Below are 26,478 nucleotides of genomic sequence, written 5' to 3'. Positions count from 1 at the left end.
GAAAGCCTCTGCCGAGCATGGCTCGGCACTACGCTTCGCTCCCTCCCTTTGGCCGCAGGCCAAGGGGAGGGCTGGGGAGGGCTTGGCTTTTGGGGCGTTTGTGCTTTTTCAGCTTCGCGGTTTACGTCGCTCCCACGGGATGCCTGGTAAGGCCCCTTGCCGAGCATGGCTCGGCACTACGGTGGATTTTCCTGGTGATGTTGCGCCGCAGAATGCGTTGGGCGAAACCCCCGTGCTTTACTTGGATCGATCTAAATTTTCGGCAATGTGCTTCCGGGGATGCAGGTGAGGCCGCGCAGGGCGGGGTCCAACTAGCTGCAAGTCACTGAAAACACTGCCGGGCAGCCCTTTCCAAGGCCCAATGTTTGCTGCTTTTGCTCTGCTGGCCGCCGTCGTGACGGCCGTCGGGGCAACTGCGGGGGCCAACCCGTTTTGCTGATGCCTGGCATCTCTCCCCCATCCCGTTCCCGGATGGGCTGGACATCAGCGGCCCGGCTTGTCCGGGCCAACTTCTGCCGTACCGACATTGCCGCTGTACCGACCGACCCAAGGATCCAATGCATGAGCCGATCGCCATCCACCGTCCATTCCCGCCGCCGCCCGTTGGTAACGGCAGCCTGTCTGCTGGCGCTGAGTTTCGCGCCGCTGCTGCAGGCCGCGCCGTCGGCTGCGCTGGAGCGCGAGGTCAATACCTTCATAGGCAGCAAGGATGACGGCAATACCTTCCCGGGCGCGTCGGCACCGTTCGGCCTGATCCAGGTCAGCCCGATTGGCAGCCACTACTCCGGCTGGCGCTATGACGACGAAAAGATCCGCGGCTTCGGTCATTCCTTCATCTCCGGCGCCGGTTGCTGGGAGCAGGGCGGGCAGGTCTCGGTATTGCCGGTGACCGGCAGCATTGGCCCCGGCGGTGATTTCGACACCAAGGACCCCAAGCGCTTCGACCATAAGAACTACGCCTCGGCTTATAGCCATGACGGCGAAGTCGGCCAGGCCGGTTACTACAAAGTCCGCCTGACCGATTACCGCGGCATCGACGTGGAAACCACCGCGCTGACCCGCGCCGCCGCCGAGCGTTACACCTTCAGCGCGGGCGTCAGCGAAGGCCAGGTGCTGGTCAACGTCGCCCAAGCCAATGAGCGCCATTCGGTGATCGGCAGCGTGATCGACGTGGTCGGCGACCGCGCGGTGGAAGGCAAGCTGGTCACCAAGAGCTTCTGCGGCGGCCACCAGTACACCACCTGGTTCCGCATCGAGTTTGATCGCCCGTTCAAGGCGCATGGCACCTGGGGCGAAGAAGGCGGCCTGCCCGGCGCACGTCACAGCATGGAAGGCGAGGCCAAGCCGAACGGTGCGTGGCTGAGCTTTGATCTGGCCGATGGCCGCAGTGTCACCGCCACCAGCGCGATCTCACACGTGGATGCCGAAGGCGCGCGCAGCAATCTGCGCAGCGATGGCATGCAGGGCGGCAAGCTGCTGAGCTTCGATCGCATGCGCGCGCTGTCGCAGGCGCAATGGCGCGAGCAGTTGGGTAGCGTCAAGGTCGAAGGTGCAAGCGCCGATGACCGCACCGTGCTGTACACCGCGCTGTACCACGCGCTGCTGCAGCCGATGACCGGCAGTGATGCCGATGGTCGTTATCGTGGTTATGACGACGTCATCCATCGTGCCGATGGTTGGACGTATTACGAATATTTCTCGCTGTGGGATACCTACCGCACGCAGAACCAATGGCTGGCACTGACTCGCCCGGAAGTTGCGCGCGATATCGGCCGCAGCCTGCTTGCCATCAACGAACAGGGTGGCTGGTTACCGCGCTGGGGCTATGCCAACTTCGAAACCAATGTGATGACCGGCGACCCGGTTACGCCGTTCATGGTTGACCTGTGGCGCTTTGGCGCGCTGAAGGGGCGAGAGGCGGAAGCCTGGGGCGCACTGCGTCGCAATGCATTCGAAGTGCCGCCGATCAATTCGCGTCATGCCGGTCGTTCCGGCAATGTCAGCTATCTCGCCAACGGCTACGTCGGTTACGACCGTGCATTCCCGTCCAAGGGCATGGACGTTGATCCGCACCATGGCGGTTCGGCAACGCTGGAATATGCGCTGGCCGATTGCGCCTTGGCACAGATGGCCGATGGTCTGGGCCACGCTGACGATGCAGCGACGCTGCGCGCACGCGGCGGCAACTGGCACAAGGTATGGGATGCCGATGTGCGTGATGCCGAAACCGGCTTCACCGGCTTCCCGCGTCCGCGTGACGAGAACGGCAAGTGGTATACGCCGGCCGATGGCCATTACAGCCCGCGTTCGCAGCACGGCTTCCATGAAGGCACCGGCTGGCAGTACCAGTGGCTGGTGCAGCAGGACGTGCCCGGCATGCTGCAGGCCATGCATGGTCGCGAGCAGGCCGGCAAGCGTCTGGATGCGTTCTTCGCTTACGACGCGCTGCTGCAGGCACCGCTCACCGCCGCGCGCAAGGAGTGGGTGGTTGGCCCGTACAGCTATTACAACCAGTACCGCTACAACCCCAACAACGAGCCTGACCTGCATTCGCCGTGGATGTATACGCTGATCGGCCAGCCGTGGAAGACCGCTACCGTGGTCCGCGCCGCGCAGCAGCTGTTCACCAATGCGCCGAACGGCGTCACTGGCAATGACGATCTGGGCACGATGTCGGCCTGGTACCTGTTCAGCGCATTGGGCCTGTATCCGGCGGTGCCGGGCAGTGGCCAGTTCCTGCTGCATGCGCCGCGCTACAGCAAGGCCGAGATCACCCTGGGCAATGGCCGCACGTTGCGCCTGCAGGCGCCGGGCGCCGATCCGCGCAGCCTGCAGTACATCCAGAGCGTGCAGGTCGACGGCAAGCCGCAGCCTGCGGTGTGGCTGGATTGGCAGCGCCTGCAGCAGGGTGGCGATGTACGCTTCACCCTCGGTGCGCAGGCACCGGAGCAGGGCTGGGGCACTGCCCAGGCCGACCTGCCGGTGTCGTACTGCGCCACTCCGGGCAGCGCCCAGTCGTGAGCTCGGGCAGCGCCAAGGCCGGAAAGAAGGGTACGGGCAGCGCAAGCGCTGGCCGTGATCCTTTAGGCTTGGCGCATCCCGGAACCGCAGCGGAAATGATGAAAGACACTTCTACCGGCGCCAAGGGCGCACGCAAGACCGGCCAACGCGCGGTCACCGTCACCGACATCGCACAGGCGGTGGGCGTGTCGCGGGCGACCGTATCGCTGGTCCTGCGCGGCAGCCCACTGGTCAATGTCGACACCCGCGCCAAGGTTGAAGCCGAGCTGCGCAAGCAGCGTTATGTGTACAACCGCACCGCCGCCAACCTGCGTCGTCGCACCTCATCATCGATCGCGCTGGTGATCAACGATCTATCCAACCCGTTCTTCGCCGAATTTGCTTCAGGCGTGGATGAGGCGTTGGGTGGCAAGGGCTTTGTGACCCTGCTTGGCAGCACCGGCGAATCGCCGCAGCGTCAGCAGGCGGTATTGAGCACCTTGATGGAGCACACGCCCACCGGCTTCATCCTGTCGCCTGCCGAGGGCAGCGATGCTGAGGAGCTGCGGCATGTATTGGGCGCGCACGCCAACGTGCTGTTGTTCAACCGTGAACTGGCAGGCGCGGACTGGGATTTCCTCACCCTGGACAACCAGCACGGCGCGTACATGGCGACCCGTCACCTGATCGAGCGCGGTCATCGCGATATCGCCTTCTTTGGCGGGCATGGGGCATCCAGTTCCTGCGCGCAGCGTCGTTTGGGTTATCAACAGGCATTGAGTGAAGCGGGCTTGCCCTTCCATGCGGATTGGTTGATCGAGTCCGCACCCAATCGCCTTGAAGCCGCTGCACGCACTGGCGAATTGTTCGAAAGCGCACAGCGTCCAAGCGCGGCGGTCTGCTACAACGATACGGTTGCATTGGGCCTGATGCTGGGCCTGACCTCACGTGGCATACGCCCGGGCGGCGACTTCGCCGTTACCGGGTTCGACGATATCTCCGAGGCTGCGGTCGCGGTGCCGCCGTTGACCACGTTGACTGCTGATCCGCGTGAGCGTGGTCGTCAGGCAGCAGCCTTGTTGCTGCAGCGCCTGGATAACCCCGATGCGGCACCGATGCGCACCGTCGCACCGGTGCAGCTGCGGATCCGCGAGAGCAGTGCAGCAAGGCCAAGTTGATTCCGTAGCCCCACCTTCCGATTACCGTATCCAGGCAGCCCACATGCACATACCAACATCGCCGTCATCTACATCAAGCCAGTCGGCGCCCGTGGTCAATACGCGCGTGGCCTTGGCGGTGGTGACCACCATTTTCTTCATGTGGGGCTTCCTGACCTGCCTCAATGACATCCTGATCCCACACCTGAAGTCGGTGTTCCAGTTGAATTTCGCGCAGGCGATGCTGGTGCAGTTCACCTTCTTCGGTGCGTACTTCCTGATGTCCTTGCCAGCTGGCCGGCTGGTGGCAAGGGTGGGCTACAAGCAGGGTATCGTCATCGGTTTGGTGATTGCCGGCATCGGCGCGCTTGGTTTCTGGCCGGCGGCAGAGCTGCGCATCTATGGCGCGTTCCTGACGGCGCTGTTCGTTCTGGCCACGGGTATCACCGTGCTGCAGGTCGCCGCCAACCCTTATGTAGCGCTGCTTGGCCCGGAGCGCACCAGTTCCAGCCGATTGACGCTGGCGCAGGCGCTGAATTCGCTGGGCACCACGCTTGCACCGTTCTTCGGTGGCGTGCTGATCCTGTCCAATACCGTGCGTAGTCCAGAACAACTGGCGGTGATGCCGGAAGTCGAGCGCGCAGCCTACTTCGCCCATGAGGCACAGGCCGTGCAGGGCCCGTATCTGGGCCTGGGCATCTTCCTGTTCCTGCTGGCGGTATTCGTATTCCTGTTCCGCCTGCCGGCGCTGACTGAAACCACCGAAGCGGCCGACACCAGCAGCCACAGCTGGGGCGATGTACTGCGTCATCGCCATCTGGTCTTTGGCGTGCTGGGCATCTTCTTCTATGTAGGCGCCGAGGTTGCCATCGGCAGCCTGATGGTCAATTACTTCTCGCTGCCGGAAATTGGTGGCATCAGCGAGGCACAGGCTTCGCATTACCTGATGGCATACTGGTTCCTGGCGATGGTGGGCCGTTTCGCTGGCTCGGCGTTGATGGTCAAGCTGTCACCGCGCAAGCTGCTGGCGACGTTCGCCGCCATCAACATCGCCCTGCTGGCCATCACCATGACGAGCACCGGTGCGGTGGCGATGTACAGCCTGATCGCGATCGGCCTGTTCAACTCGATCATGTTCCCGACCATTTTCGCGCTGAGCATCGAGCGCCTGGGGCCGTTGACCAGCAAGGCCTCCAGCCTGCTGATCATGGCCATCGTGGGTGGCGCCATCGTGCCGTACCTGCAAGGTGTGCTGGCTGACCGCATCGGCCTGCATCACTCCTTCATCCTGCCGTTGCTGTGCTACGGCTACATCATTTTCTACGGGCTGGTCGGTTCGCGTACCAGCACCGGCGTTACCCAACAGGACTAAGGCCAGATGGGCAAGATTGTTTGTTTCGGCGAGATTTTGATCGATCTATTAGCGCAGCCGCCGGCCTCGGCGGACACCCCGCGCGCGTTCCTGCAGTACGCCGGCGGTGCTCCCGCCAACGTCGCGGTGGCGGCAGCGCGGCTGGGTGCCAGCAGCCATTTCGCCGGCATGCTGGGCCGCGACATGTTTGGTGACTTCCTGCTGGAGAGCCTGCAGCAGACCGGTGTTGAAACCGACTGCATCGTGCGCACCGACGCAGCCAAGACCGCGCTGGCCTTCGTCGCGCTGGACGCGCATGGCGAACGCAGCTTCAGCTTCTACCGGCCGCCGGCGGCGGACCTGCTGTTCCGTGCCGAGCACTATCTGCCGGCCTGCTTTGACGGCACCGCCTGCTTCCATGTCTGTTCCAACAGCCTGACCGAAGCGGATATCGCCGCAGCCACGTTCGAAGGCATGGAGCGCGCACGCGCCGCTGGCGCCGTGGTCAGTCTGGATCTGAACCTGCGTCCGGCGCTGTGGCCAGCCGATGTCGATCCCTCGCCGCGCCTGTGGCAGGCGCTGGACCGCGCCGACCTGATCAAGCTATCGCGCGAGGAACTCGATTACCTTGCCGCGCCGCTGGGCGCCGATGGCGATGCACAGGTGCTGCGCCGCCTACTGGCTGCGCAGGCGCGCTGGGTGATCGTCACCGACGGGGCGGGCACGCTGCGCTGGTATACGCGCGATGGCCAAGGCGAGGTGCCGAGCTTCCGTGTGCAGGCGGTGGATACCACTGCTGCTGGCGATGCCTTTGTTGGTGGCGTGCTGGTGGGCCTGGTCGAACGTGGTGGTGCGGGCGCTGGCTTCGCCGCGTTCTGCGAGCAGCCTGAAGCAATCAATGGCACCTTGCGTTTCGGCGCCGCCGTAGGCGCATTGGCGGTTACCCGCAAAGGCGCGTTCGCCGCCATGCCGAGTCTGGACGAAGTACAGCAGCTGCTGCAGCAACAGGAAGCCATCGCATGACCACTACGCCCGATTTCCGTTCCCCGGCCTTCCTGCGCGCGCATATCGCCGACACGATGGCCTTCTACCACCCGCATTGCATCGATGCGGATGGCGGCTTCTTCCACTACTACCGCGACGACGGCAGCATCTACGACCGCAGCCATCGCCACCTGGTCAGCAGCACCCGCTTCGTCTTCAACTATGCGATGGCCTACCGCGAGTACGGCAACGCCGAGTACCTGGATGCGGTGAAGCACGGTGTGCGCTACTTGCGTGAGGTGCACCGCAATCCCGCCACCGGCGGCTACGCCTGGACCCTGCGCGATGGCAGGGTCGAGGACGACATGAACCACTGCTACGGCGTGGCCTTCGTATTGCTGGCTTACAGCTGTGCGTTGAAGGCTGGCATCGAGCAGGGCCGTGAGTGGATGGACGAGACCTGGCAGCTGCTGGAGCGCCACTTCTGGGAGCCGCAGCACGGCCTGTATCGCGACGAAGCCGACACCAACTGGAACTTCACCGGGTATCGCGGCCAGAACGCAAACATGCATATGTGCGAGGCGATGCTGGCGGCGTTTGAGGCGAGCGGCGAACAGCGCTATCTGCAACGCGCTCTGCAGTTGGCCGACAACATGACCCGCCGGCAGGCGGCCAAGGCTGGCGGTCTGGTCTGGGAACACTACGACATCGATTGGAACATCGATTGGAACTACAACCTGGACAATCCCAAGCACCTGTTCCGGCCATGGGGCTTCCAGCCCGGCCACCAGACCGAGTGGGCCAAGCTGCTGATGATTCTCGATCGTCATGTCGATGCCGATTGGCTGGTGCCGACCGCGCGACACCTGTTCGATACCTCGATGACGCGATCGTGGGATGAAGCGCGCGGTGGCCTGTATTACGGATTCGCACCGGAGTCGCGCCGCCAGCCCAACATGGACGGCGCGGCAATTGGTGGCGACAGCTTCGTCTGCGACGACGACAAGTATTTCTGGGTGCAGGCCGAGTCACTGGCTGCCGCTGCGCTGCTGGCCAAGCGCACTGGGGACGCCAGCTACTGGGGCTGGTATGACCGCTTGTGGGCGTACTCGTGGCAGTACTTCGTCGATCATCGTTTCGGCGCGTGGTTCCGCATCCTCGATGCAGACAACGGCAAGTACGACGACGAGAAGAGCCCGGCCGGCAAGACCGATTACCACACCATGGGCGCCTGCCATGAAGTGCTGAACGTAGTGCGCGAGGGCTGACGAACAGCGCTCGCAATACTCCAGTCGTCATCCCCGCGAAGGCGGGGATCGCTCTTGCTCTTCGCTTCAGTAGTGAATTTCAGAGCAAGAGTAGTTACAGATTTTCGTTGGTAACGGTTTGACGGCAGTTGCTACTGGGCAAGAAAAGCGCAACCAGCCACAAGGAGGAAACAGCATGCAGCACGTGCACCTGAAATTTGGATCGATGCAAATTCATGCTCAACGCGCATGCCGTGGCCTGTTGCTGTGCGCCCTGTGGCTGGCTTCCAGTGCCGCAGTGGCTGCGCCATTGCAGGCGCAATGGAACTTCCGCCTACTGCCGGGCGACGCACAGCTGCAAGCGCATCCGGGCATGGACGCGTGGAAGAACGCAACGGTGCCCGGCAGCGTACATACCGATCTGATGGCTGCCGGTTTGATCGCAGATCCTTACGTAGGCGCGGCTGAAGCCGGCCTGCAGTGGATCGGCCTCGCTGATTGGGAATACCGCGCGCGTTTCGACGTGGATGCGGCGACCTTGGGGCGGCCACACGCCGAGCTGCGCTTCGATGGCTTGGACACGTTTGCCGAAGTCCGCCTCAACGGCCAGCCGCTGTTGAAGGCCGACAACGCGCACCGCACCTGGCGCGCACGCGTGGATGGCCGCCTGCGCGCGCAGGGAAATGAACTGCAGATCGTGTTCCGCTCGCCGATCCGCACGCTGCTGCCGCAGGTGCAGGCGATGCCGCACAAGATTGCCGGCAATTATCCTTCGCCTTACGGCGATGAGCCCAAGGATGCGATGGTAGGCAACTTCGTACGCAAGCCGGCCTACCACTTCGGTTGGGATTGGGGCCCGCGCTACGTTACTGCCGGCGTTTGGCGGCAGGTGCACTTGGACAGCTGGGATCAGCAGCGCATCACCGACCTGGCCGTGCGCACCGATACGCTGGATGCGGACAAGGCAGCGCTGAACGTGCTGTTGCAGGTGGAGCAGGCAGACAAGGCCGCGACCCAGCAGATCGTCATCGATGTGCGGGATCCGGACGGCAAGACGGTCGCGCAGATCAAGCGCGATGTCGCGCTGACGCCGGGTGAGAACAGCGTGTCGCTGCCGCTGCAGATCGACAAGCCGCGCCGTTGGTGGCCGGTGGGCTATGGCGCGCAGGATCGCTATACGGTGCAGGCACGGCTGGGCGACGGCAAGCAGGACGCATTGGAGTCCCGCATCCGCATCGGCCTGCGCACCGTGCAGCTGCAGCGCGACGAAGACAAGGACGGCGGGCAGGGCTTCGCCTTCGTCATCAATGGCGTGCCGGTGTTCGCCAAAGGCGCGAATGTCATTCCGTTCGATGCGTTCCCGGCACGGGTGACACGCGAGCGTCTGCGCCGTGATCTGCAGGCCGCGCGCGACGCCAACATGAACATGCTACGCAACTGGGGCGGCGGCTATTACGAAGACGATGCCTTCTTCGACATCGCCGACGAACTCGGTCTGCTGGTGTGGCAGGACTTCATGTTTGGCGGCGGCATGCAGCCGGGTTATGACCCCGCGTTCCGAGCCAATGTAGTGGCCGAGGCACGCGACAACATCCGCCGCCTGCGCCACCACCCCAGCATCGTGCTGTGGTGTGGCAACAACGAAGAAGAAACCGCTTGGAAGGATTGGGGCCACGGCAAGACCTTGAAGGAGGCCGATCCGATGTTCGCCGAGAAGGTCTGGCAGGGCTATGTGGACCTGTTCGGCAAGGATCTGCGCAGCGTGGTCGCCGAGGAAGGGCTGGGCGTGCCTTACTGGGCCAGTTCGCCCAGCAATGATCTGGATACCAAGGCCAACGACTCACGTCGTGGTGACAAGCATTACTGGGAAGTCTGGGGAAACCCGGCCTTGCCGCCGACCGCCTATCTGAAAGAAACCCCGCGCTTCATGTCCGAGTTCGGCCTGCAGGCCTGGCCGCAGTTGTCGACCATCAACGCCTTCGCCACGCCGGATGAGCAGCATGTGGATGGCCCAGTGATCCAGGCGCACCAGAAGTTCCTGGCAGGCAAGGGCAATGAGCGCCTGCTGCACTACATCGAGATGGAGTTCGGTACGCCGCGTTCCTTCCCCGACTTCGTCTACCTGAGCCAGATGATGCAGGCCGAAGGCATCGAGTTGGCGGCGCTGCACCACCGCGCCTCGCGCCCGTACACGATGGGCTCGCTGTACTGGCAGCTCAATGATGTGTGGCCGGGCGCTTCCTGGTCCAGCGTGGATTACTACGGCAACTGGAAGGCACTGAACTTCCACGCGCGTCGCTTCTTCGCCGAGGTGGCGGTGGCTGCGCTGCGCGATGAAGGTAGTACACGCTTCAGCCTGCTCAACGATGGCCGCGAGTCAGTGCAGGGGCAGTGGCGTGTACGCGTATTGGATTTCGATGGGCGCGAGCTGCAACAGCAGCGCCAGGCCGTCAGCTTGCCTGCGCTATCGGCTACCGAGGTTGCACGCCTCAGCGACGCCGAGCTGCTGCAAGGCGCGGATCCGAGCCGCAGCGTCGCCGTATTCGAACTGCTGCGCGGTGATGCGCTGCTGGCACAGCGCCTGGTCTATTTCGTCGCCGCCAAGCAACAAGCCCTGCAGCCGGCACAGCTGCGCAGTGAGCTGCGCGCCGAAGGCGATCATTACCTGCTGCAGCTGCACGCCGACAAGCTGGTCCGCGGCATCTGGATCGGCTTCGACAATGCCAATGCCAGCGTCGAGGACAACGCCTTCGACCTGCTGCCCGGCCAGAGCCGCACGCTGATCGTGCGCAGCACCGCACCGCTTTCCACCCTGCGCACGGCCCTGCACCTGCAGACGCTGGGCGACACCCTGCAGTCCCGTCCCGTTGCATCGCAAGACAACGCTTCCGTCGAGAGGATCCACTGATGACCCGTTCCCTGCGTACCGCCCCCCTGGTCGCCGCGCTGATGCTGGCGCTTTCCGCCTGTAGCCAGCAGGCCGCCGCTCCCGCCACCACCCCGGCTGCACCAGCCGCAGCTGCTGCACCGGCTGACGCCGCACTTCCGGCCGTCGATGACGCCGAAGCCGCACGCATGGCCGAGCAGGTCCGTGAGGCTACCCGCCATGCCTGGCAGGGTTACATGCAGTACGCCAAGGGCCACGATGACCTGAAGCCGATCAGCGGCCAGCCGCGCGACTGGTATCCCAAGCCGCTGCTGATGTCGCCGGTCGACGCACTGGACACGCTGCTGCTGCTCGGCCTCGACAAAGAGGCCAACGAAGCACGTGAGCTGATCGTCACCCAGCTGTCCTTTGACCAGGACATGGACGTGCAGAACTTCGAGGTCACCATCCGCCTGCTCGGTGGCCTGCTGTCGGCCTACCAGATGACCAACGACGAGCGCCTGCTCAAGCTCGCCGATGACCTGGGCACGCGCCTGTCGCCGGTGTTCGACAGCCCGACCGGGCTGCCGTACACCCACGTCAACCTGCACACCGGCAAGACCAGCGGCAAGATCAGCAACCCGGCCGAGACCGGCACGCTGCTGCTCGAGTTCGGCACCCTGGCCAAGCTCACCGGCAAGCAGGCGTACTACGACAAGGCCAAGCGCGCGCTGGTGGAAACCCACAAGCGCCGTTCCAAGATTGGTCTTGTCGGTCTGAACATCAACGTCGAAACCGGCGAGTGGACCAACAAGGATGCCTCGATCGCTGGCGGCATCGACTCGTACTACGAGTACCTGCTCAAGTGCTGGAAGCTGTTCGGCGACGAAGACTGCAAGAAGATGTGGGACGAGAGCATCGGCCCGATCAACCAATACCTGGCCGACGAAGTGCGCGAAGGCGAGCTGTGGTACGGCCACGCCGACATGGACACCGGCGCCCGCACGTCCACCACTTATGGCGCGCTGGATGCGTTCATGCCGGGCCTGCTGGCCCTGGGCGGTGACCTGGATCGTGCCAAGCGCCTGCAGGAATCCAACCTGAAGATGTGGCGCCTGCACGACATCGAGCCGGAGTCGCTGGACTACGCCAAGATGGAAGTGCGTTCGCCGAGCTACGCGCTGCGCCCGGAGATTGTCGAGTCCGCGTACTACCTGCACCATTACACCGGTGATGTGCGCTACCGCGGCATGGGCAAGGAGTTCTTCGATGACTTCGTGCGTTACACCCGCACCGATCACGGCTTCTCCGCGCTGAAGGACGTGCGCAGCAAGGAGAAGGACGACTCGATGGAGAGCTTCCTGTTCGCCGAGACGTTCAAGTACTACTACCTGCTGTTCGCCCCGGCCAAGACCCTGGACTTCGAAGGCATCGTATTCAACACCGAAGCCCACCCGCTGCGCCGCACCTGGTAAGAGCGAGAGCCAAGGCTTCCCGGATTCATCCGGAGCAAGGCTTTCTGGTAAACCATCCGGAGCAAGGCTGTTTCGTAGATTGTCCGAAGCTGGGCTTCCTCCCCTCTCCCGCTTGCGGGAGAGGGGCAGGGGGTGAGGGCCGCCTCGCCTATTGATCCCAACGGAGGTAGCTTTTGCCGTCCCGAGGTCGCGGATAGCCCCCCGTAGAGCCCCATCACAATCCCACCATAAGACCACGCTAAACTCCGCCACAACACGGACCATGGCGGGGGCCGATGGAGCTGTCTTCCATTCTGATCATCGACGACGACGCAGCTTCGCTGGCGAGGCTGGCTCGGCTCGTGGCTGAATTGCTGGTCGAGCAAGCGCCGCAGATCCATACGGCCGACAATCTCGGCAGCGCCCGCACACTGCTGCAAACCCATCACGTCGACCTGGCCTTGGTCGACATGCAGCTACCTGACGGCACCGGCACCGATCTGATCAGCTGGATGCAGCAGCACGTACCGCAGTTGCAGGCGGTGATCGTGTCCGCATTCGCCGAAGAAGAAAGCATCTTCGCTGCATTGCGTGCAGGCGCCGTCGGCTACCTGCTCAAGGACCGCGACGACATCGAGTTGAGCATCGCGCTGCGCAGCCTGCAACGCGGTGGTGCGCCAATCGACCCCATGATCGCGCGGCGGATTCTGGCATTGCTGCCCGCCGAACAGCCGCCTGTCGCCGCACCGCCAACCCCCAGCGTGCATCTGTCAGAACGCGAGCTCGGCATCCTGAATCACGTCGCACAGGGCTATGGCAATCGCGAGATCGCCGAGCTTCTGGGACTGTCACGGCTCACCATCGAGGCCCACACCCGCAACATCTACCGCAAGCTTGCGGTAGGTTCGCGTACTGCTGCGGTATACGAGGCGCGCGCGATGGGGCTGTTGCCATGATTCGTTGGTTGTTGCTGTTGCTGTTGCTAGCCGACGTTGCTAGCGCCAGCGCGCAGCCAGCGGAGATTACCCCCATCGCCGCCGCCGAGGCGGTGCGTGCCGACTGGCAATCGTCAACGCCACCTGCGCAAGGCTGGGTGCAGGTGACGCTCGCTGACCAGTGGCAGACCCGCTGGCCGGATCATGACGGCGTGGTCTGGTATCGGCTGCGTTGGCAGCAAGGCGATGCCAGCCAACCGACTGGTCTGTTGCTGGACTACACCTGCATGGCGGCTGCTGTCTATCTCAACGGCAGCCTGATCGATCGTGATCCATCCTTGGTCGAGCCGCTGTCGCGCAGTTGGCACGTACCACGCTATTTCCTGTTGCAGTCGCCGCTGCTCAAGCAAGGCGAGAATGAACTGCTGGTGCGGGTGTCGGGCCTGGCTGCTTACCAGCCCTCGCTGGGTGTGGTGGACGTGGGCGATCCGCAGACCTTGCAGGAGCGGTTCCGCAAGGAGGTTTTCGTCCGCCATGACCTGCAGGTGCTGGATAGCGCGATTGGCTTCGTGCTGGCGGCGGTGATCGGCATGTTCTGGCTGCTGCGGCGCAAGGAGTCGATGTACGGCTGGTATGCCTTGAGCGCGGTGTTCGGACGCCTGTATGACAGCAATTTCTTTGCCAGCAGCCCGTGGCCGTTCGCCACCACCGATGGCTGGCAGGCTTTCATCGGTGCCTGCTACGTCGCAGCGGCAGCGGCGCATACGATCTTCCTGCTGCGTTTCTGCGAGCGTCGCTGGCCGCGACTGGAGCGCGTGTTGCTGGCTATCGCTGTACTGGTCATGGCAGGCGCCTTGCTGTGGCCGCAATGGCTAGGGCCAAACCGGAATGTCTACCTGGTACCGACCATCGCCTTCCTGTACATGGTGTCGTTCACCTTCATGGGCTATGCGCTGCGTAGTGGTCGTCGCGACTACCAGGTGCTGGCGCTGTGCATCATCCTGCCGATCGCGGTGTCGCTGCACGACCTTGGCGTGTACATGGGCTGGTATGGCGGAGTGAGTTATCTGGGCTCGTTCACCTCACCGTTGATGCTGCTCGGCATGGGTTTTGTACTCGCGTATCGCTTCGCCAACACCATGCAACGGGTCGAAGGCTTCAACGAAGAACTGCGTGATGAGGTACAACAGGCGACCATGCAGCTGGCCGATACCTTGCGGCAACAACATGCACTCGAACTCGCCCACAGTCGTGCTGGCGAACGCCTGCAGCTGGTGCGTGATCTTCACGATGGCTTCGGCGGTACCTTGGTGGGTGCCATTGCACGCCTGGAGCAGGCGCCGCAGGAGATGCCGCGAGAGAAGGTCATCGGCGTACTGCGCGAGATGCGTGACGACCTGCGTCTGGTCATCGACAGTACCGCACGCGAGCAAGCCGATCTGGCCGAGCTGCTGGCGCCCTTGCGGCACCGTGCCAGTGGCTTGCTGGACGCGGTCGATATCCAGGCGCACTGGCATCTACAGGATATCGATGGGATCGAGCTTGGCGCCAGCCGCAGCCTGGACCTGTTGCGCTTGCTGCAGGAAGGCCTGACCAATGTGTTCAAGCACAGCCGCGCGCAGCGCGTGGATGTTTACCTGCGCAGGCAGGGCGACCAGCTGCAATTGCATATCGACGATGACGGTATCGGCCTGGTACAGGGCGATGACGGAACGGTTGCGACGCGTACAGGCGCAGGATTGGCCAGCATGCGCTTGCGCGCGCGCAGGTTGGGCGGGGAGTTGCAGGTATCAGCCGCTGCCAACGGCGCGGGCACCCGGCTGGCGTTGGTGTTGCCACTGATAGCGTGAGCCGGAGGACGGACCGGCAATTTACCGATACCTGATTTCGTGGATGCGGGGCGGGCGCGCACGGCGTTAGGTTTCCCCTTGCTGATTCGGGGGACTCCACCATGAACCGTAATGTCGTTACCAAGGCCCGGCCGCTGGCGGCGGCTGCCATGTTTGCCTTGCTGCCATTATTGCCGGCGCAGGCCGCTGAAGTCGTTGGCGGTACCTCGCCGACGGGGCCTTGCACGCAGGACACCGCCACCGGTGCCATCGCCTGCCAGGACGGCAGCCGGGTGGGTAGTGATGGCCCCGCTGGCCCGCCGAGGCTTGGCTGGAGCAGCTCCGCTGGTGGGCTGGGCAATGCCACCGGCAACACCGCTTTCGGGCAGGGCAGCTCGGCCGGCATGGGGGGGCAGGGTGGCAATGGAACTGCGGGTGGAACAGGCGGGGTCGGTGGCAATGGCGGCACCTACAACCTGGCGTTTGGCAGGGGCAGCAGCGCGGGCAACGGTGGCACGGCGGGCACCGGAACTTCGGGCGGTACTGGCGGAAACGGCGCGGACGGTGGCAACTTCAATATTGCCTTGGGCGATGGCAGCCAAGCTGGCAACGGCGGTACTGGCAATGACATGTGCTGTGGTTTCGGGGGCGCGGCGGGTGCCGCAGGTACCGATAACAACGTCGCCATCGGCCGGAATGCCGTAGCTGCCGGTGGCGGTTCAGTAGCGTTGGGCTACGGGAGCAGTGACGGTGGCCTCGCCAACGTGGTCTCGGTGGGCTCGGCGACGCTGAAACGCAGGGTCACCAATGTGGCTGCGGGTGTGGCGGACAACGACGCAGCCAACATGGCGCAGTTGAATGCAATGGCAGCCGCCACAGGCGCGGGGCTGGCCGGCGTTACTTCGTGGCTGGGCGGTGGAGCGAGCTACAGCGGCGGTGTACCGACTGCGCCGACCTATTCCATCCAGGGTGCCGCACATCACGATGTTGGCAGTGCATTTTCCGCATTGGATGCGACCGTCAGCCAACAGCAGACCACCCTGCAGGCATACGCTGATGCCGGGGCCGTAGCGACGCTGGCGGCGGCCAATGGCCATACCACGGCACGCGAAGCCGCAATACGCACGGACATGGGAGCGGGTGATGCGGCCACCCTGGTGTCCGCCAATCAGTATGCGGATGCGCGAGAAACTACTGTTCGCGCGGATATGGCCGGTGGCGATGCCACGACCTTGGCCGCTGCAAACCAGCACACCGATACCCGTGAAGCGGCAATCCGTGCAGACATGTCCGGCGGTGATGCAGCAACCCTTGCTTCTGCAAACAGCTACACCGACACCCGTGAGGCGGCCATCCGTGGTGACATCGCAGCCAATGGCACCGCCGCGCTGGATGCGTCCAAGGCACATACCGACGCACGTGAAGCGGTGGTCCGTAGCGACATGGCCGCTGCGGATGCACAGACGCTGACGTCCGCCAACCAGTACACCGACACCCGCGAGGCCGGCATCCGCAGTGACATGAGCGCTGGCGATACGGCGACGTTGAAATCGGCCAAGCAATACGCCGATACGCGAGAGACCGCTGTCCGCAGCGATCTGGCCGCTGGCGACGTCGCAACCCTGGATTCGGCAAACCAGTACACCGACCAGCAGGTCGCCAACAGTCAAGCGATGGGTGTGCAGGCGGCGCGCGCGCATGCCGATGCCGGCGACGTCGCGACCTTGGCCGCGTCCAACGGTTACACCGCTACGCAGGTGGCGACAGTGCGCAGTGAAGCCCGCGCGGGAGATGCCGCGACCTTGGCTTCTGCAAACCAGTACACCGATACAACCGCAACCCAGACCCTGCGCAGCGCCAACGCCTATACGGACAGCGCGCTGGCGGCATTCAGCGACGATTTCACCCGTTTCCACGACGGCGTGGAGCAACGCCTGCGTAATCAGGACCGGCGTATCGACCGGATGGGCGCGATGACCTCGGCGATGACCAACATGGCGATGAATGCTGCCGGCGGACAAAGCGCACGCGGCCGCATCGCGGTGGGTGCTGGGTTCCAGGGTGGCGAGCAAGCGTTGTCGATCGGCTATGGCGTGCGACTGGGCACGCGCGGTTCGTTCTCGCTGGGGGGCGCCTTCGGTGGCGGTGAGAAGTCTGCCGGTGTTGGCTTCGGCGTTGATCTGTGATGTCGATGGACGCGGATGCATAGCGTGGCAGCCGTCGCGGTGCCGATGGAGATGCGACTGGATGGGCCGGTGTTCGCTGCCGAGGCGAGCGTGAAATGGCCGAGCCGTCGGGTCTGCAGTGGGCCATGCATCGTGCATGATCCAAGGCTGCGGCGTGAGCTTGAATTATCCGTCGGTAGTTCAGCGTGGCATGTCGTCATCCGCGAACAGAAGATGATGCAGATGCTTGTGCAACATTCTGGTCGCTGAGTTTCGCAACGCCAGGCTCGACCCAGCCATGGCGCCAACGAATGCCTAGCGCGGGTGATCGGGGGTTTTAAACCTTTTCGTCGTTTCAAGCATCCAAGTCTGGAGTCGGTAATTGCGGTGGTCGCGATCCGGCTTTCCCCAGCCAGTCACGACCGGAGCCAGACGATGCGATGTGCAAGCCCCCGAAACCTGCTGTGCCTGGCGGCGTTTCTCTGTGTGCTTCCTTTCCAGTTGGCTGCGGCCACGCTGGATGCTGCCAATGACGCGACGCGGCGCTTCATCGCCGCCACGATGAAGGACAGAGGTATTCCGGGGCTGCAGGTTGCGGTGATCAAGGACGGCAAGGTGGTGTTCTCGGAGGCGCATGGTCTGGCCAATGTCGAGAACAAGGTGGCAGCTACACGTGCAACGTTGTTTCCACTCAACTCGGCCACCAAGGCGTTCACCGGCGTAGCAGTGATGCAGCTGGTCGAGGCGGGAAAGCTGGATATCGATGCCCCGATCTCCACGTATCTGCAGCAGCTGCCCGCTGCATGGCAGCGGATACGGGTGCGACAGCTGCTTGCCCATACCTCCGGCTTGCCGGATATCGTCGATGCGCAGGGCCTGGTTGGTGGTGGCTCCGAGGCACAGGCTTGGAAGCTGGTTGAACAGCGGCCGATGCAGGCTTTTCCGGGTGACCAGTTCGTCTACAACCAGACCAACTACGGCTTGTTGGCGAGGATCATCAGCCAGCGCACCGGCAAACCTTATGAGGACTATCTGGCGGCCAGTCAGTTGCAGCCGCTGGGTATGAACCATGTCGCGTTCGGCGACAGCTACGATCTGCTACCGAATGCGGCCACCATGTACAGCTTCTTCCCGCGTAGCAGTGATGCCGCCGATGCACCGAAGCGTCTGTCGCGTTGGTTCTACGACATGCCGCACGGCTTGTGGGCGGGCGGCGGAATCCAGACCACCGCCGATGATCTGGCGCTGTGGTTGGCGGCTTTGTTGCAGCAGCGCCTGCTACGCGCCGACAGCTTGGCGCGGATGTGGACGCCCGAGCGTTTGAACAACGGCAAAGATGGCGCCTGGGCCGCAGGCTGGCCGGTGTCAGGCCCGGCTGCGAAGCGTCAGGTCAGTAGCTTCGGCGGTACACGTGCGGCGTTTGTGGTCTATCCGGACGAGGGCTTGGCGGTGGTGATGCTGACCAATCTGGTTGGCTCCAATCCGCAGCAGTTCACTGGACAAATTGCCGATTTCTACCGTTAGCAGCGTAGTGCCGAGCCATGCTCGGCAGAGGCTTTCCCGGTAAGGCTTCAGCCGAGCATGGCTCGGCTCTACCGGGCTTGCATGCATTGCCAGCCTTTGCGGCTTACGCCGCTCCCGCAAGGCACGAGGTCAATACAGATCCATCGGGTCCACATCCAGCGACCAGCGCACGCGGCGCGCCTGCGGCAAGCCGTAGGCCTGTGCCATCAAGCCATCCAGCGCAGCATGCAAGGGTCGCCGCTGCTCGGCTGACAACAACAGCTGTGTACGCTGGAAACCGGCGCGGCGCGGCATCGGTGCCGGCATCGGCCCAAAGCGTTCGACGTCGTTCTGTTTGGGAAGCAGGTGCTTGAGCGCAGCCAGGAATTCATTGGCCTGCTCCACCTGTTTGGCTTCGGCACGCAGCATGGCCATATGCGCGAAGGGTGGAAATCCGGCCGCTTCGCGCTGCAGCAGTTCGGCTTCGGCAAAGGCGTGGTAGCCGCCGTTGACCAAGGTGTGCAGCAAGGCGTTGTCCGGATGATGCGTCTGCAGCCAGACCTCGCCGGGGCGCTCGGCTCGACCGGCGCGGCCGGCGACCTGGATCAACTGCTGTGCCAGTTTTTCGCTGGCACGGAAGTCGGACGAGAACAGGCCTTCATCGATGCCGACCACCACCACCAAGGTCAGCTTGGGCAGGTCATGGCCCTTGGCCAGAATCTGCGTGCCAACCAGGATGCCGGGTTGATCGCCGAGGGTTGCCAGCGTCTGCTCCAGCGCATCGCGGCGACTGGTGGTGCTGCGGTCGATGCGCAGCACCGGATAGTCCGGAAACAACTGCAGCAGCCGTTCTTCCAGACGCTCGGTACCAATGCCCTGCGGCTGCAGCGCAAGGCTGGCGCAATCCGGGCAGGCCAGCGGCACTGGTTGGCGCGCGCCGCAATGATGGCACTGCAGCCGCCGGCCGCCGCCGTGCACGGTCATCGGTGTCTTGTGCAGTGGTGTGCTGCAGCGTTTGCACGGTGCGGTCCAGCCGCAGTCATGGCAGAGCAGCACCGGCGCATAGCCGCGGCGGTTTTTGAACACCAGGACCTGGCTGCCGGCTTTCAGCTGCTGCTCGATGCCGACCAGCACCTCCGGTGACAAACCATCCTGCAACGGCCGCTTGCGCACATCAAACACGCGCACGCCCGGTGGTTTGGCATCACCGGCACGCTGCTGCAGACGCAGATGCGTGTAACGACCGCTGCGTGCGTTGTGCAGGGATTCCAATGATGGCGTTGCGCTGCCCAGCACCACCGGCACGTTCAAGGCCTTGCCGCGCACCATGGCGAAATCACGCGCGTGATAACGGATGCCGTCCTGCTGTTTGTAGCTGCCGTCGTGCTCCTCGTCGATGACGATCAAGCCGGCCTGCGGCAGTGGCGTGAAAATCGCCGAGCGGGTACCGACGATCACCCGCGCTTCGCCGCGCGAGGAGGCTGCCCAGACGCGTGCACGCTCGTTGTCGTTCAAGCCCGAGTGCAGTGCATGTACCGGAATCCCCAAGCGGCTGCGGAAACGATGCAGGGTCTGCGGGGTCAGGCCGATTTCCGGCACCAGTACCAGCGCCTGCTTGCCTTGTTGCAGGCAATGGCAGATGGCCTGCAGGTAGACCTCGGTCTTGCCGCTGCCGGTAACGCCGTCGAGCAGGAAGGGCTGGAAGCCCTCGGCCGCCTGCAGTGCGTCGATCGCCGCTTGCTGCTGTGGGTTTGGCACCGGGCCGGCGACAATGCGGGGCTGCGGAATCACCGCCGCCACTTCGATGCGCTGCGCGTGCTCGCGCTTGAGCAGCGCGCGCGCGGCGCTGCGCCAGTCGTCCAGCTGATCGTCCAGCAGGTCTTCATTGACCGCACCTTCCAACAGCAGCGTGGCCAGACGTTGCGGACGGGTACCGCTGCGCAGGCGGTCGTAACCGGCGTGGCCGGCTTCGGTCAGTTCCCAGGCCCAGCCGTGGGTGTCGGGCAGCGGCTCGCCGCGCCGCAGCGGTGCGGGCAGCGCGGTGGCGATCACCTCGCCCAGCGGGGCGTGGGTATAGCGCGCCAGCCAGCGCAGCGAGGCGCTGAGTTCGCCCTGCAGCAGCGCGGCTTCATCCAGCCATTGCAGGGCCGGGCGCAAGGCCGCCGGGTCATCACTGTGGCCGATGGCCTCGACCACCCCGACCAGCTCGCGCGGGCCGAATGGCACCCGCAACCGACGTCCCACATCGCTGGCCTCGGGCGCGGGGGCGCCGGCCGGGGGCAGGTAGTCGAACAGCTGAGGCAGGGGCACCGGCAGGGCGAGGCGCAGAGTGGGGCAGTCAGGCATGGGCCAAGTTTAGCCGCTGGTGGAGGTTTGGCTGCCGCCATTCACCCGCGTCCAGATGCTGTGAAGTCCTGCATAAATGCGGCGTAAACGCTGGCTGCGCTTGGAGATTTATTGTTATCCACACTTCCTGTGGATAACTCTGTGGGTGAGTAATGTGCTCCACGCGTTCAGGGCGATGGAGCAAGCCTTTGGGTCAACTTGGTCAAAAAACAGCCACATCAAATATTCAATTAAAATCAATGAGTTATCCGTGAAACAAAAAAGAAATACAGTCTCACGGCGGCTTGCTTGAGTCGCTTGTCACAGCGTATTGACGCTGTGCACAAGTTGTTGCAGCGGCTTGCAGAATCGGTCCGCTGATGGCTTGGGGCGTCGGCAGCAGGGTGTGCGCTCGGTATCATCACTGCATGACGGAGTTCACATGATGGCTGCACCAGCCCCTCTTTCGCCGGCCGCAGCCAACGCTCTGTCCGCCTTTTTGCGCGGGGTGGAACGCCGCGCCCTGGTAGTTGCTGAATTGCAGGCCGGCGATGCCGCCGTCGGCGAACGTGCGGTGGCCGTAGCCATGCGTGCGTTTGCCGGGCATGCCGCGCAGTTGCTGATGGTCGAATGGCCGGCCCGCTTCTGGGGCCTGCTATGCAGTACCCCGCAGTTGCTGAAGCCAACCAACCCAGGCAACTGGGAGCCAGCCTTGGCACATCTGGGTACGCTGGCGGCGGGCGAGCGTCTGGCGTTGTTGCTGCGGATTGGCGCCGGCCTGGATGAAGCACCTGCCTCGGCGGTGCTGGGTGTGGACGCTAATGCCTATCGGCAAGCGCTGGCTGGCGCCTGCCCGATGGATGCGGGTGGTCGCCCGGATGCCGCCAGCTGGCGTGCCTTGGCCGAGCAGGTGCAGGCGCTGATCCGTGATCTGTCGCCGCCGCGCCTGCAGCAGCTCGAACAGCTGCGCGAATCGGTTATTACTGGTGCCTTGCCTGCTGCTTCCGTTCCGGCCGCCAGCGCAAGCAGCAGCCCGCGCGTGGAAGACGACCGTCGTCGCAAGCCCGCACCGCGGCGCAAGCAGTCCAAACCGTGGACGCTGCGCACCTGGCTGCTGCTGTGCCTGCCGCTGTTGCTGCTGGCGGTGGTGGCGTTGTGGTGGTGGCGTTCGCATACGGTAGTGAGCGCCGACCCGAATGGCGGCAATGGGGTGGCCGACAATGGTCCGGTGCAGGTGGAATCGCTGCCCGACGACAGCACCCCGGCCGGACCGGGCGAAGACCCGCACGCGGCCGCCGATGCGGCCATGTTGGCCGATCCTGCGTTGGACACGGCTCGCGATGCCGATTTCAATGCCTGGTATGCAGCCGGTGGCCCGATCCCGGTGGATGAATCACAGCCACAACCCAGCCGACCGGAACCGGCCGGTGCTGCGCTGGAGACGAGCGATGCGGATGAATAAGTTCGGCGTGGTCTGGCTGGTTCTGATCGTGGCGCTGCCCTTGCATGCTGCCGCACCGACTGCGGTGCCCGTGCTGTCGCCCAGTCCCGTCACCACCAGCGTCGTTAGCACGCAGGCTGCCTGGGCCTCGATGAGCCCGGAGCAGAAGCGCGAGGTTCGCAGCCGCTATGCAGCCTGGCAGGCACTGCCGGCCAGTGAACAACAACGCATCCGCCAGGCAGCGGCAGCAATCGCTGCATTGCCGGATGCGCAGCGCCAAGCCCTGCGTGCGCGCTATACGGCTATCGACCAGATGCACCGCGATGGTTGGTTGCTGGGCCCGCAACTGGGTGTGTTGTATCCACGCCTGCAGCCCTTGCTGGGCTATCTGCCGGCTGCCGAGCGTGAGCCTGTGATTGCCCTGCTGCGGCAACTCGACGCTGCCCAGCTGGAGCAGCTGAGCCTGATTTCGCAGCGCACCCCGCCGCAGCAGCGTGAAGAACTGCGTACGCAATTGCTGGCCCTGGCACCAGCACAGCGCGATGCCTGGCTGCGCGAGAAAGTCGGGCACTGAGTGCCTCGCGGTGCGGCACCGCTCCGCCCGTTCATCCGCGGTGCGGGGCCGTAACTGCCTTGCCACGCTAGAATAGGCGGCCCGCGACCCGGCATCTGTGCGCTTCCTGCGCCGGCCGCAGTCCGCGTCTCCCTTGTTTATGTCCATGTCTCCCGCCACGCCGCGCTTCATGCAAGAAGTGCGGACGACCGGTCTGCTTGCCCTGCCTCTGGTGCTGGGTCACGTCTCCACCGGTCTTATTGCCTTTGTCGACAACACCATCGCCGGCCACCACGGCACCGATACCTTTGCTGCGGTCAGCATTGGTACGGCCCTGCTATGGCTGCCGATGCTGGTGCCGATCGGCACCCTGATCTCGCTTACCGCCTCGGTATCGCAGCTGCACGGCGCTGGCCGTGACCGCGAAATCGGCCCCTTGTTCCGCCAGGCACTGTGGCTGGGCGTGGGTCTGAGCGCGCTGATGTTTCTGTTCCTGAGCGTGGTGCCGGCGTTCCTGCCAGCGTTCGGCATCGCCCCTGAAATCGTGCCCGGTGCCACCGACTTCCTGCATGCCATCCGCTGGGGCGTGCCCGCGCTGACCCTGTACTTCTGCATGCGCTACCTCAGTGAGGGCATGCACTGGACACTGCCGACCATGTTGATTGGTTTCGGTGGCCTGCTGGTGTTGGGGCCATTGGGCTATGCGCTGTGCAACGGCAAGTTCGGCTTCCCCGAGATGGGCGCCGAAGGCCTGGGCATCGCCTCTTCGGTGACCATGTGGGTACAGGCCATCGCTTTCGCCACCTACCTGTGGACCACCAAGCGCTTCGCCCATCTGCAGCTGTTCAGTCACTTTGAACTGCCGCGGCCGCGTGCGGTATGGGACCTGCTGCGTACCGGCTTGCCGATCGGTATCACCGTGCTGATGGAAGGCGGTCTGTTCATCATCACCGCGCTGCTGATTGGCCGCATCGGTGCCACCGAGGCCAGCGCCCACCAGATCGCGATCAACGTGGCGCAGCTGTGCTTCATGATCCCGATGGGCGTGGCCGAGGCCACCACCGTGCGCGTCGGCCATGCTGTCGGCAGCAACGATCCGCTGGGCGTGCGCCGGGCAACCTGGGCCGGCTATGCGATCGTGCTGGTGACCCAGATGGTGTCGATCACCGCCTTGTTGCTGGGCCATGACGTGGTGGTGGGTCTGTACACCGACGACCTTGCGGTGGCCGCGTTGGCCTCCACCTTGTTGTTGTATGCGGCGACCTTCCAGATCCCCGATGGCATCCAGGTGCTGTCCGCCGGTGCTCTGCGTGGGCTCAAGGACACCCGGGTGCCGATGTTCATCGCCATGTTCGCCTATTGGGGCGTGGGCATGCCGGTCGGCGCCGGGCTTGGCCTGGGTCTGGGCTGGGGGCCGCAGGGTATGTGGATCGGCCTGATCATTGGTTTGACCGTGGCCGCGGTGCTGTTGGGTTGGCGACTGCGGGTCAGCAGCAGCCGGCTTATCGCCCAGGCTACCCCCTGACTTAAAGGCCATGCCGGTGGCCTCCGGTTATGCGTATCCTGACTTGCAACCAGCCCCCAACGGAGCGTCCATGAATCCCCCTCCAGTGCCACGCCGCAATCCCGTTGCCAGTTTCTTCATCGGCATCTGGGATGTGATGAACTTCACCCGCCGGTTGATCCTCAACCTGCTGTTCTTCGGCTTGTTGTTCCTGATCCTGATCGGCTTGATGGTTGCCGTGGGCAAGGGCGCCTCGTCGGCGCCGACGCTGCAGGAAGGCACCACCTTGGTGATCGCTCCTGAAGGCCGGCTGGTCGAGCAGTACAGCACAGACCCGCTCAGCCGCGCGCTGGGCAAGGCGCTGGGTGAAACCAATGCCGAAGAGCTGCAGCTGCGTGACCTGATCCGCGCCATCGAAGCGGCCAAGGACGACAAGAAGATCAACCGCGTGGTGCTGCAGCTGGACAAGCTGCAACCCAGTGGCTTTGCTTCGATGCGTGAAGTGACCGCTGCGCTGCAGGATCTGCGTGCTGCCAACAAGCAGGTCGTGGCTTTCAGCGAAAACATGGGCCAGTCGCAGTACCTGCTGGCTGCGCAGGCCGATGAGGTCTATCTCGACCCGATGGGCGGTCTGTTGCTGGAAGGCTTGGGCCGCTATCGCCAGTACTTCCGCAGCGGTCTGCAGGACAAGCTGGGCGTGGACGTGCATCTGTTCAAGGTGGGCGAGTTCAAGTCTGCCGCCGAGCCTTATGTGCTCGACGCCGCCTCGCCGCAGGCCAAGGAAGCCGACCTGTTCTGGATGAACGACGTGTGGCAGCGCTACCTCGGCGACATTGCCAAGGCACGCAAGCTCGACGCCGCACAGCTGGCCGCCGGCATCGACACGCTGCCGGAAGGTGTTGCCGCAGCCGAAGGCGATCTGGCCCGTTTCGCCCTGCAGCAGAAGCTGGTGGACGGGCTTAAGACCCGCGAAGAAGTAGATGCCCTGCTCACCGAGCGCGGCGTTGCCGACGGCGATGCTGACGGTGGCTACCGTCAGATCGGCCTGGGCGACTACCTGACCCAGCTCGACGCACGTCGCTCGCCGATGGATTCGCGTCCTCAGGTGGCGGTGGTGGTTGCCGAAGGTGAAATCGGCGGCGGTGACCTGCCGGCCGGTCGCATTGGCGGCGTCTCGACCTCGGCACTGCTGCGCGAGGCACGCGACGACGATGACGTGAAGGCAGTTGTGCTGCGCGTGGATTCGCCGGGCGGTGAAGTATTCGCCTCCGAGCAGATCCGCCGTGAAGTGGAAGCGCTCAAGGCCGCCGGCAAGCCGGTGGTGGTGTCGATGGGTGACATGGCCGCATCCGGTGGTTACTGGATCAGCATGAACGCCGACCGCATCTATGCCGACGAATCCACCATCACCGGCTCGATCGGCATCTTCGGCATGATCCCGAACTTCGCCCGCAGCCTGGACAAGATCGGCGTGCACACCGACGGTGTCGGCACCACCCGTTTTGCGGGTGCGTTCGACGTGACCAGGCCGATGGACCCGGCCGTTGGCCAGGTGATCCAGTCGGTGATCAACAAGGGCTATGCCGATTTCACCGGCAAGGTGGCAGCGGCACGCAACAAGCCGGTTGAAGCGGTGGATGAGGTCGCACGCGGCCGCGTGTGGAGCGGTGCGCAGGCCAAGGAGCGCGGTCTGGTGGATGCCTTCGGTGGTCTGAAGGCGGCCGTTGCCGATGCAGCGCAGCGCGCCAAGCTTGGTGAAAGCGACAAATTCCGCGTGCGTTACATCGAGAAGGCAGCCACTCCGTTCGCGCAGTTCATGACCGGCTTCGCCGGCAGCCGCGCCGGCGCGTGGATGCTGGCCGACTCGGGCATCGCACGCATGCTGATCGCCAAGCAGATGCCGGAGCTGGACACCCAGCTGCGTTTCGTTGAAGACGCAGTGAAGGACCGCAATGGCGCACCGGTGAAGTCACTGGCGTATTGCTTCTGCGGTTTGTAAGCGCGTTCGCGAGATGTGTAGTGACAACGCCGCCCAAGGGCGGCGTTGTTGTTTGCCATGTAGTGCCGAGCCATGCTCGGCAGGGGCTTTCCAAGCAATGCCCTGACATGTAGTGCCGAGCCATGCTCGGCAGATGCTTTCCCGGTATTGCCCCTTGCCGAGCAT

The 26,478-nt window shown here is 64.1% G+C and carries 17 protein-coding genes; 15 read left to right on the top strand and 2 right to left on the bottom strand.

The window, feature by feature from the left end; all coding sequences use genetic code 11:
- The first annotated feature begins 561 nt into the window (after positions 1 to 561).
- From ACVOLZ_RS15385 to ACVOLZ_RS15335, 11 genes are all read left to right on the top strand, one after another.
- On the top strand, positions 562 to 3,021 hold the full coding sequence (locus tag ACVOLZ_RS15385) for a GH92 family glycosyl hydrolase (RefSeq protein WP_481516895.1): 2,460 nt from the start codon (positions 562 to 564) through the stop codon (positions 3,019 to 3,021).
- 98 nt (positions 3,022 to 3,119) lie between these two features.
- Positions 3,120 to 4,178, top strand: coding sequence for a LacI family DNA-binding transcriptional regulator (locus ACVOLZ_RS15380; RefSeq protein ID WP_481516894.1), 1,059 nt, complete (start codon positions 3,120 to 3,122; stop codon positions 4,176 to 4,178).
- Positions 4,179 to 4,221: 43 nt separating this feature from the next.
- Positions 4,222 to 5,529: an L-fucose:H+ symporter permease gene (fucP, locus tag ACVOLZ_RS15375; RefSeq protein ID WP_481516893.1), complete on the top strand. Its 1,308-nt coding sequence runs from the start codon at positions 4,222 to 4,224 to the stop codon at positions 5,527 to 5,529.
- A 6-nt stretch (positions 5,530 to 5,535) separates the two neighbouring features.
- Positions 5,536 to 6,531, top strand: coding sequence for a carbohydrate kinase family protein (locus tag ACVOLZ_RS15370; protein WP_481516892.1), 996 nt, complete (start codon positions 5,536 to 5,538; stop codon positions 6,529 to 6,531).
- Positions 6,528 to 7,760, top strand: a complete 1,233-nt coding sequence (locus ACVOLZ_RS15365) for an AGE family epimerase/isomerase (RefSeq protein WP_481516891.1) — start codon at positions 6,528 to 6,530, stop codon at positions 7,758 to 7,760. Before ACVOLZ_RS15370 ends, ACVOLZ_RS15365 begins: the two co-directional genes overlap by 4 nt.
- Positions 7,761 to 7,965: 205 nt before the next feature.
- On the top strand, positions 7,966 to 10,647 hold the full coding sequence (locus ACVOLZ_RS15360; protein ID WP_481516890.1) for a beta-mannosidase: 2,682 nt from the start codon (positions 7,966 to 7,968) through the stop codon (positions 10,645 to 10,647).
- Positions 10,647 to 12,080: a glycoside hydrolase family 47 protein gene (locus tag ACVOLZ_RS15355; RefSeq protein ID WP_481516889.1), complete on the top strand. Its 1,434-nt coding sequence runs from the start codon at positions 10,647 to 10,649 to the stop codon at positions 12,078 to 12,080. The genes ACVOLZ_RS15360 and ACVOLZ_RS15355 overlap by 1 nt, the downstream gene beginning before the upstream one ends.
- A gap of 275 nt (positions 12,081 to 12,355) precedes the next feature.
- The gene (locus ACVOLZ_RS15350; protein ID WP_481516888.1) at positions 12,356 to 13,015 is read left to right on the top strand and encodes a response regulator; all 660 of its coding nucleotides are present in this window, start codon (positions 12,356 to 12,358) and stop codon (positions 13,013 to 13,015) included.
- Positions 13,012 to 14,844, top strand: coding sequence for a sensor histidine kinase (locus ACVOLZ_RS15345; RefSeq protein ID WP_481516887.1), 1,833 nt, complete (start codon positions 13,012 to 13,014; stop codon positions 14,842 to 14,844). The genes ACVOLZ_RS15350 and ACVOLZ_RS15345 overlap by 4 nt, the downstream gene beginning before the upstream one ends.
- Before the next feature lie 101 nt (positions 14,845 to 14,945).
- Positions 14,946 to 17,009, top strand: coding sequence for a hypothetical protein (locus ACVOLZ_RS15340; RefSeq protein WP_481516886.1), 2,064 nt, complete (start codon positions 14,946 to 14,948; stop codon positions 17,007 to 17,009).
- Positions 17,010 to 17,423: 414 nt separating this feature from the next.
- Positions 17,424 to 18,512 carry a serine hydrolase domain-containing protein gene (locus ACVOLZ_RS15335; protein ID WP_481516885.1) on the top strand — a complete coding sequence of 363 codons (1,089 nt, stop codon included), beginning with the start codon at positions 17,424 to 17,426 and terminating at the stop codon, positions 18,510 to 18,512.
- 129 nt (positions 18,513 to 18,641) lie between these two features.
- On the opposite strand, the gene ACVOLZ_RS15330 is transcribed toward ACVOLZ_RS15335, so the two are convergent.
- A complete protein-coding gene (locus tag ACVOLZ_RS15330) occupies positions 18,642 to 20,837 on the bottom strand; it encodes a primosomal protein N' (RefSeq protein ID WP_481516884.1) in 2,196 nt (731 codons plus the stop codon).
- A 421-nt stretch (positions 20,838 to 21,258) separates the two neighbouring features.
- On the opposite strand from ACVOLZ_RS15330, the gene ACVOLZ_RS15325 reads away from it, so the two are divergent.
- The 4 genes from ACVOLZ_RS15325 (at position 21,259) to sppA (ending at position 26,313) form a co-directional block, all read left to right on the top strand.
- Positions 21,259 to 22,278 (top strand): hypothetical protein, encoded by a 1,020-nt coding sequence (locus ACVOLZ_RS15325; protein WP_481516883.1) that lies wholly within the window; start codon positions 21,259 to 21,261, stop codon positions 22,276 to 22,278.
- Positions 22,265 to 22,831: a DUF3106 domain-containing protein gene (locus ACVOLZ_RS15320; protein WP_481516882.1), complete on the top strand. Its 567-nt coding sequence runs from the start codon at positions 22,265 to 22,267 to the stop codon at positions 22,829 to 22,831. The genes ACVOLZ_RS15325 and ACVOLZ_RS15320 overlap by 14 nt, the downstream gene beginning before the upstream one ends.
- Before the next feature lie 139 nt (positions 22,832 to 22,970).
- A complete protein-coding gene (locus ACVOLZ_RS15315) occupies positions 22,971 to 24,335 on the top strand; it encodes an MATE family efflux transporter (protein ID WP_481516881.1) in 1,365 nt (454 codons plus the stop codon).
- Positions 24,336 to 24,405: 70 nt separating this feature from the next.
- The gene (gene sppA, locus ACVOLZ_RS15310) at positions 24,406 to 26,313 is read left to right on the top strand and encodes a signal peptide peptidase SppA (protein WP_481516880.1); all 1,908 of its coding nucleotides are present in this window, start codon (positions 24,406 to 24,408) and stop codon (positions 26,311 to 26,313) included.
- On the opposite strand, the gene ACVOLZ_RS15305 is transcribed toward sppA, so the two are convergent.
- The coding region (locus tag ACVOLZ_RS15305) for a hypothetical protein (RefSeq protein ID WP_481516879.1) at positions 26,284 to 26,478 on the bottom strand (195 nt) is incomplete at its 5' end. The two genes, sppA and ACVOLZ_RS15305, sit on opposite strands and share 30 nt — an antisense overlap.

This window comes from Stenotrophomonas sp. STEN020, assembly GCF_056760195.1.
This window is presented reverse-complemented; position numbering and strand designations above follow the sequence as displayed.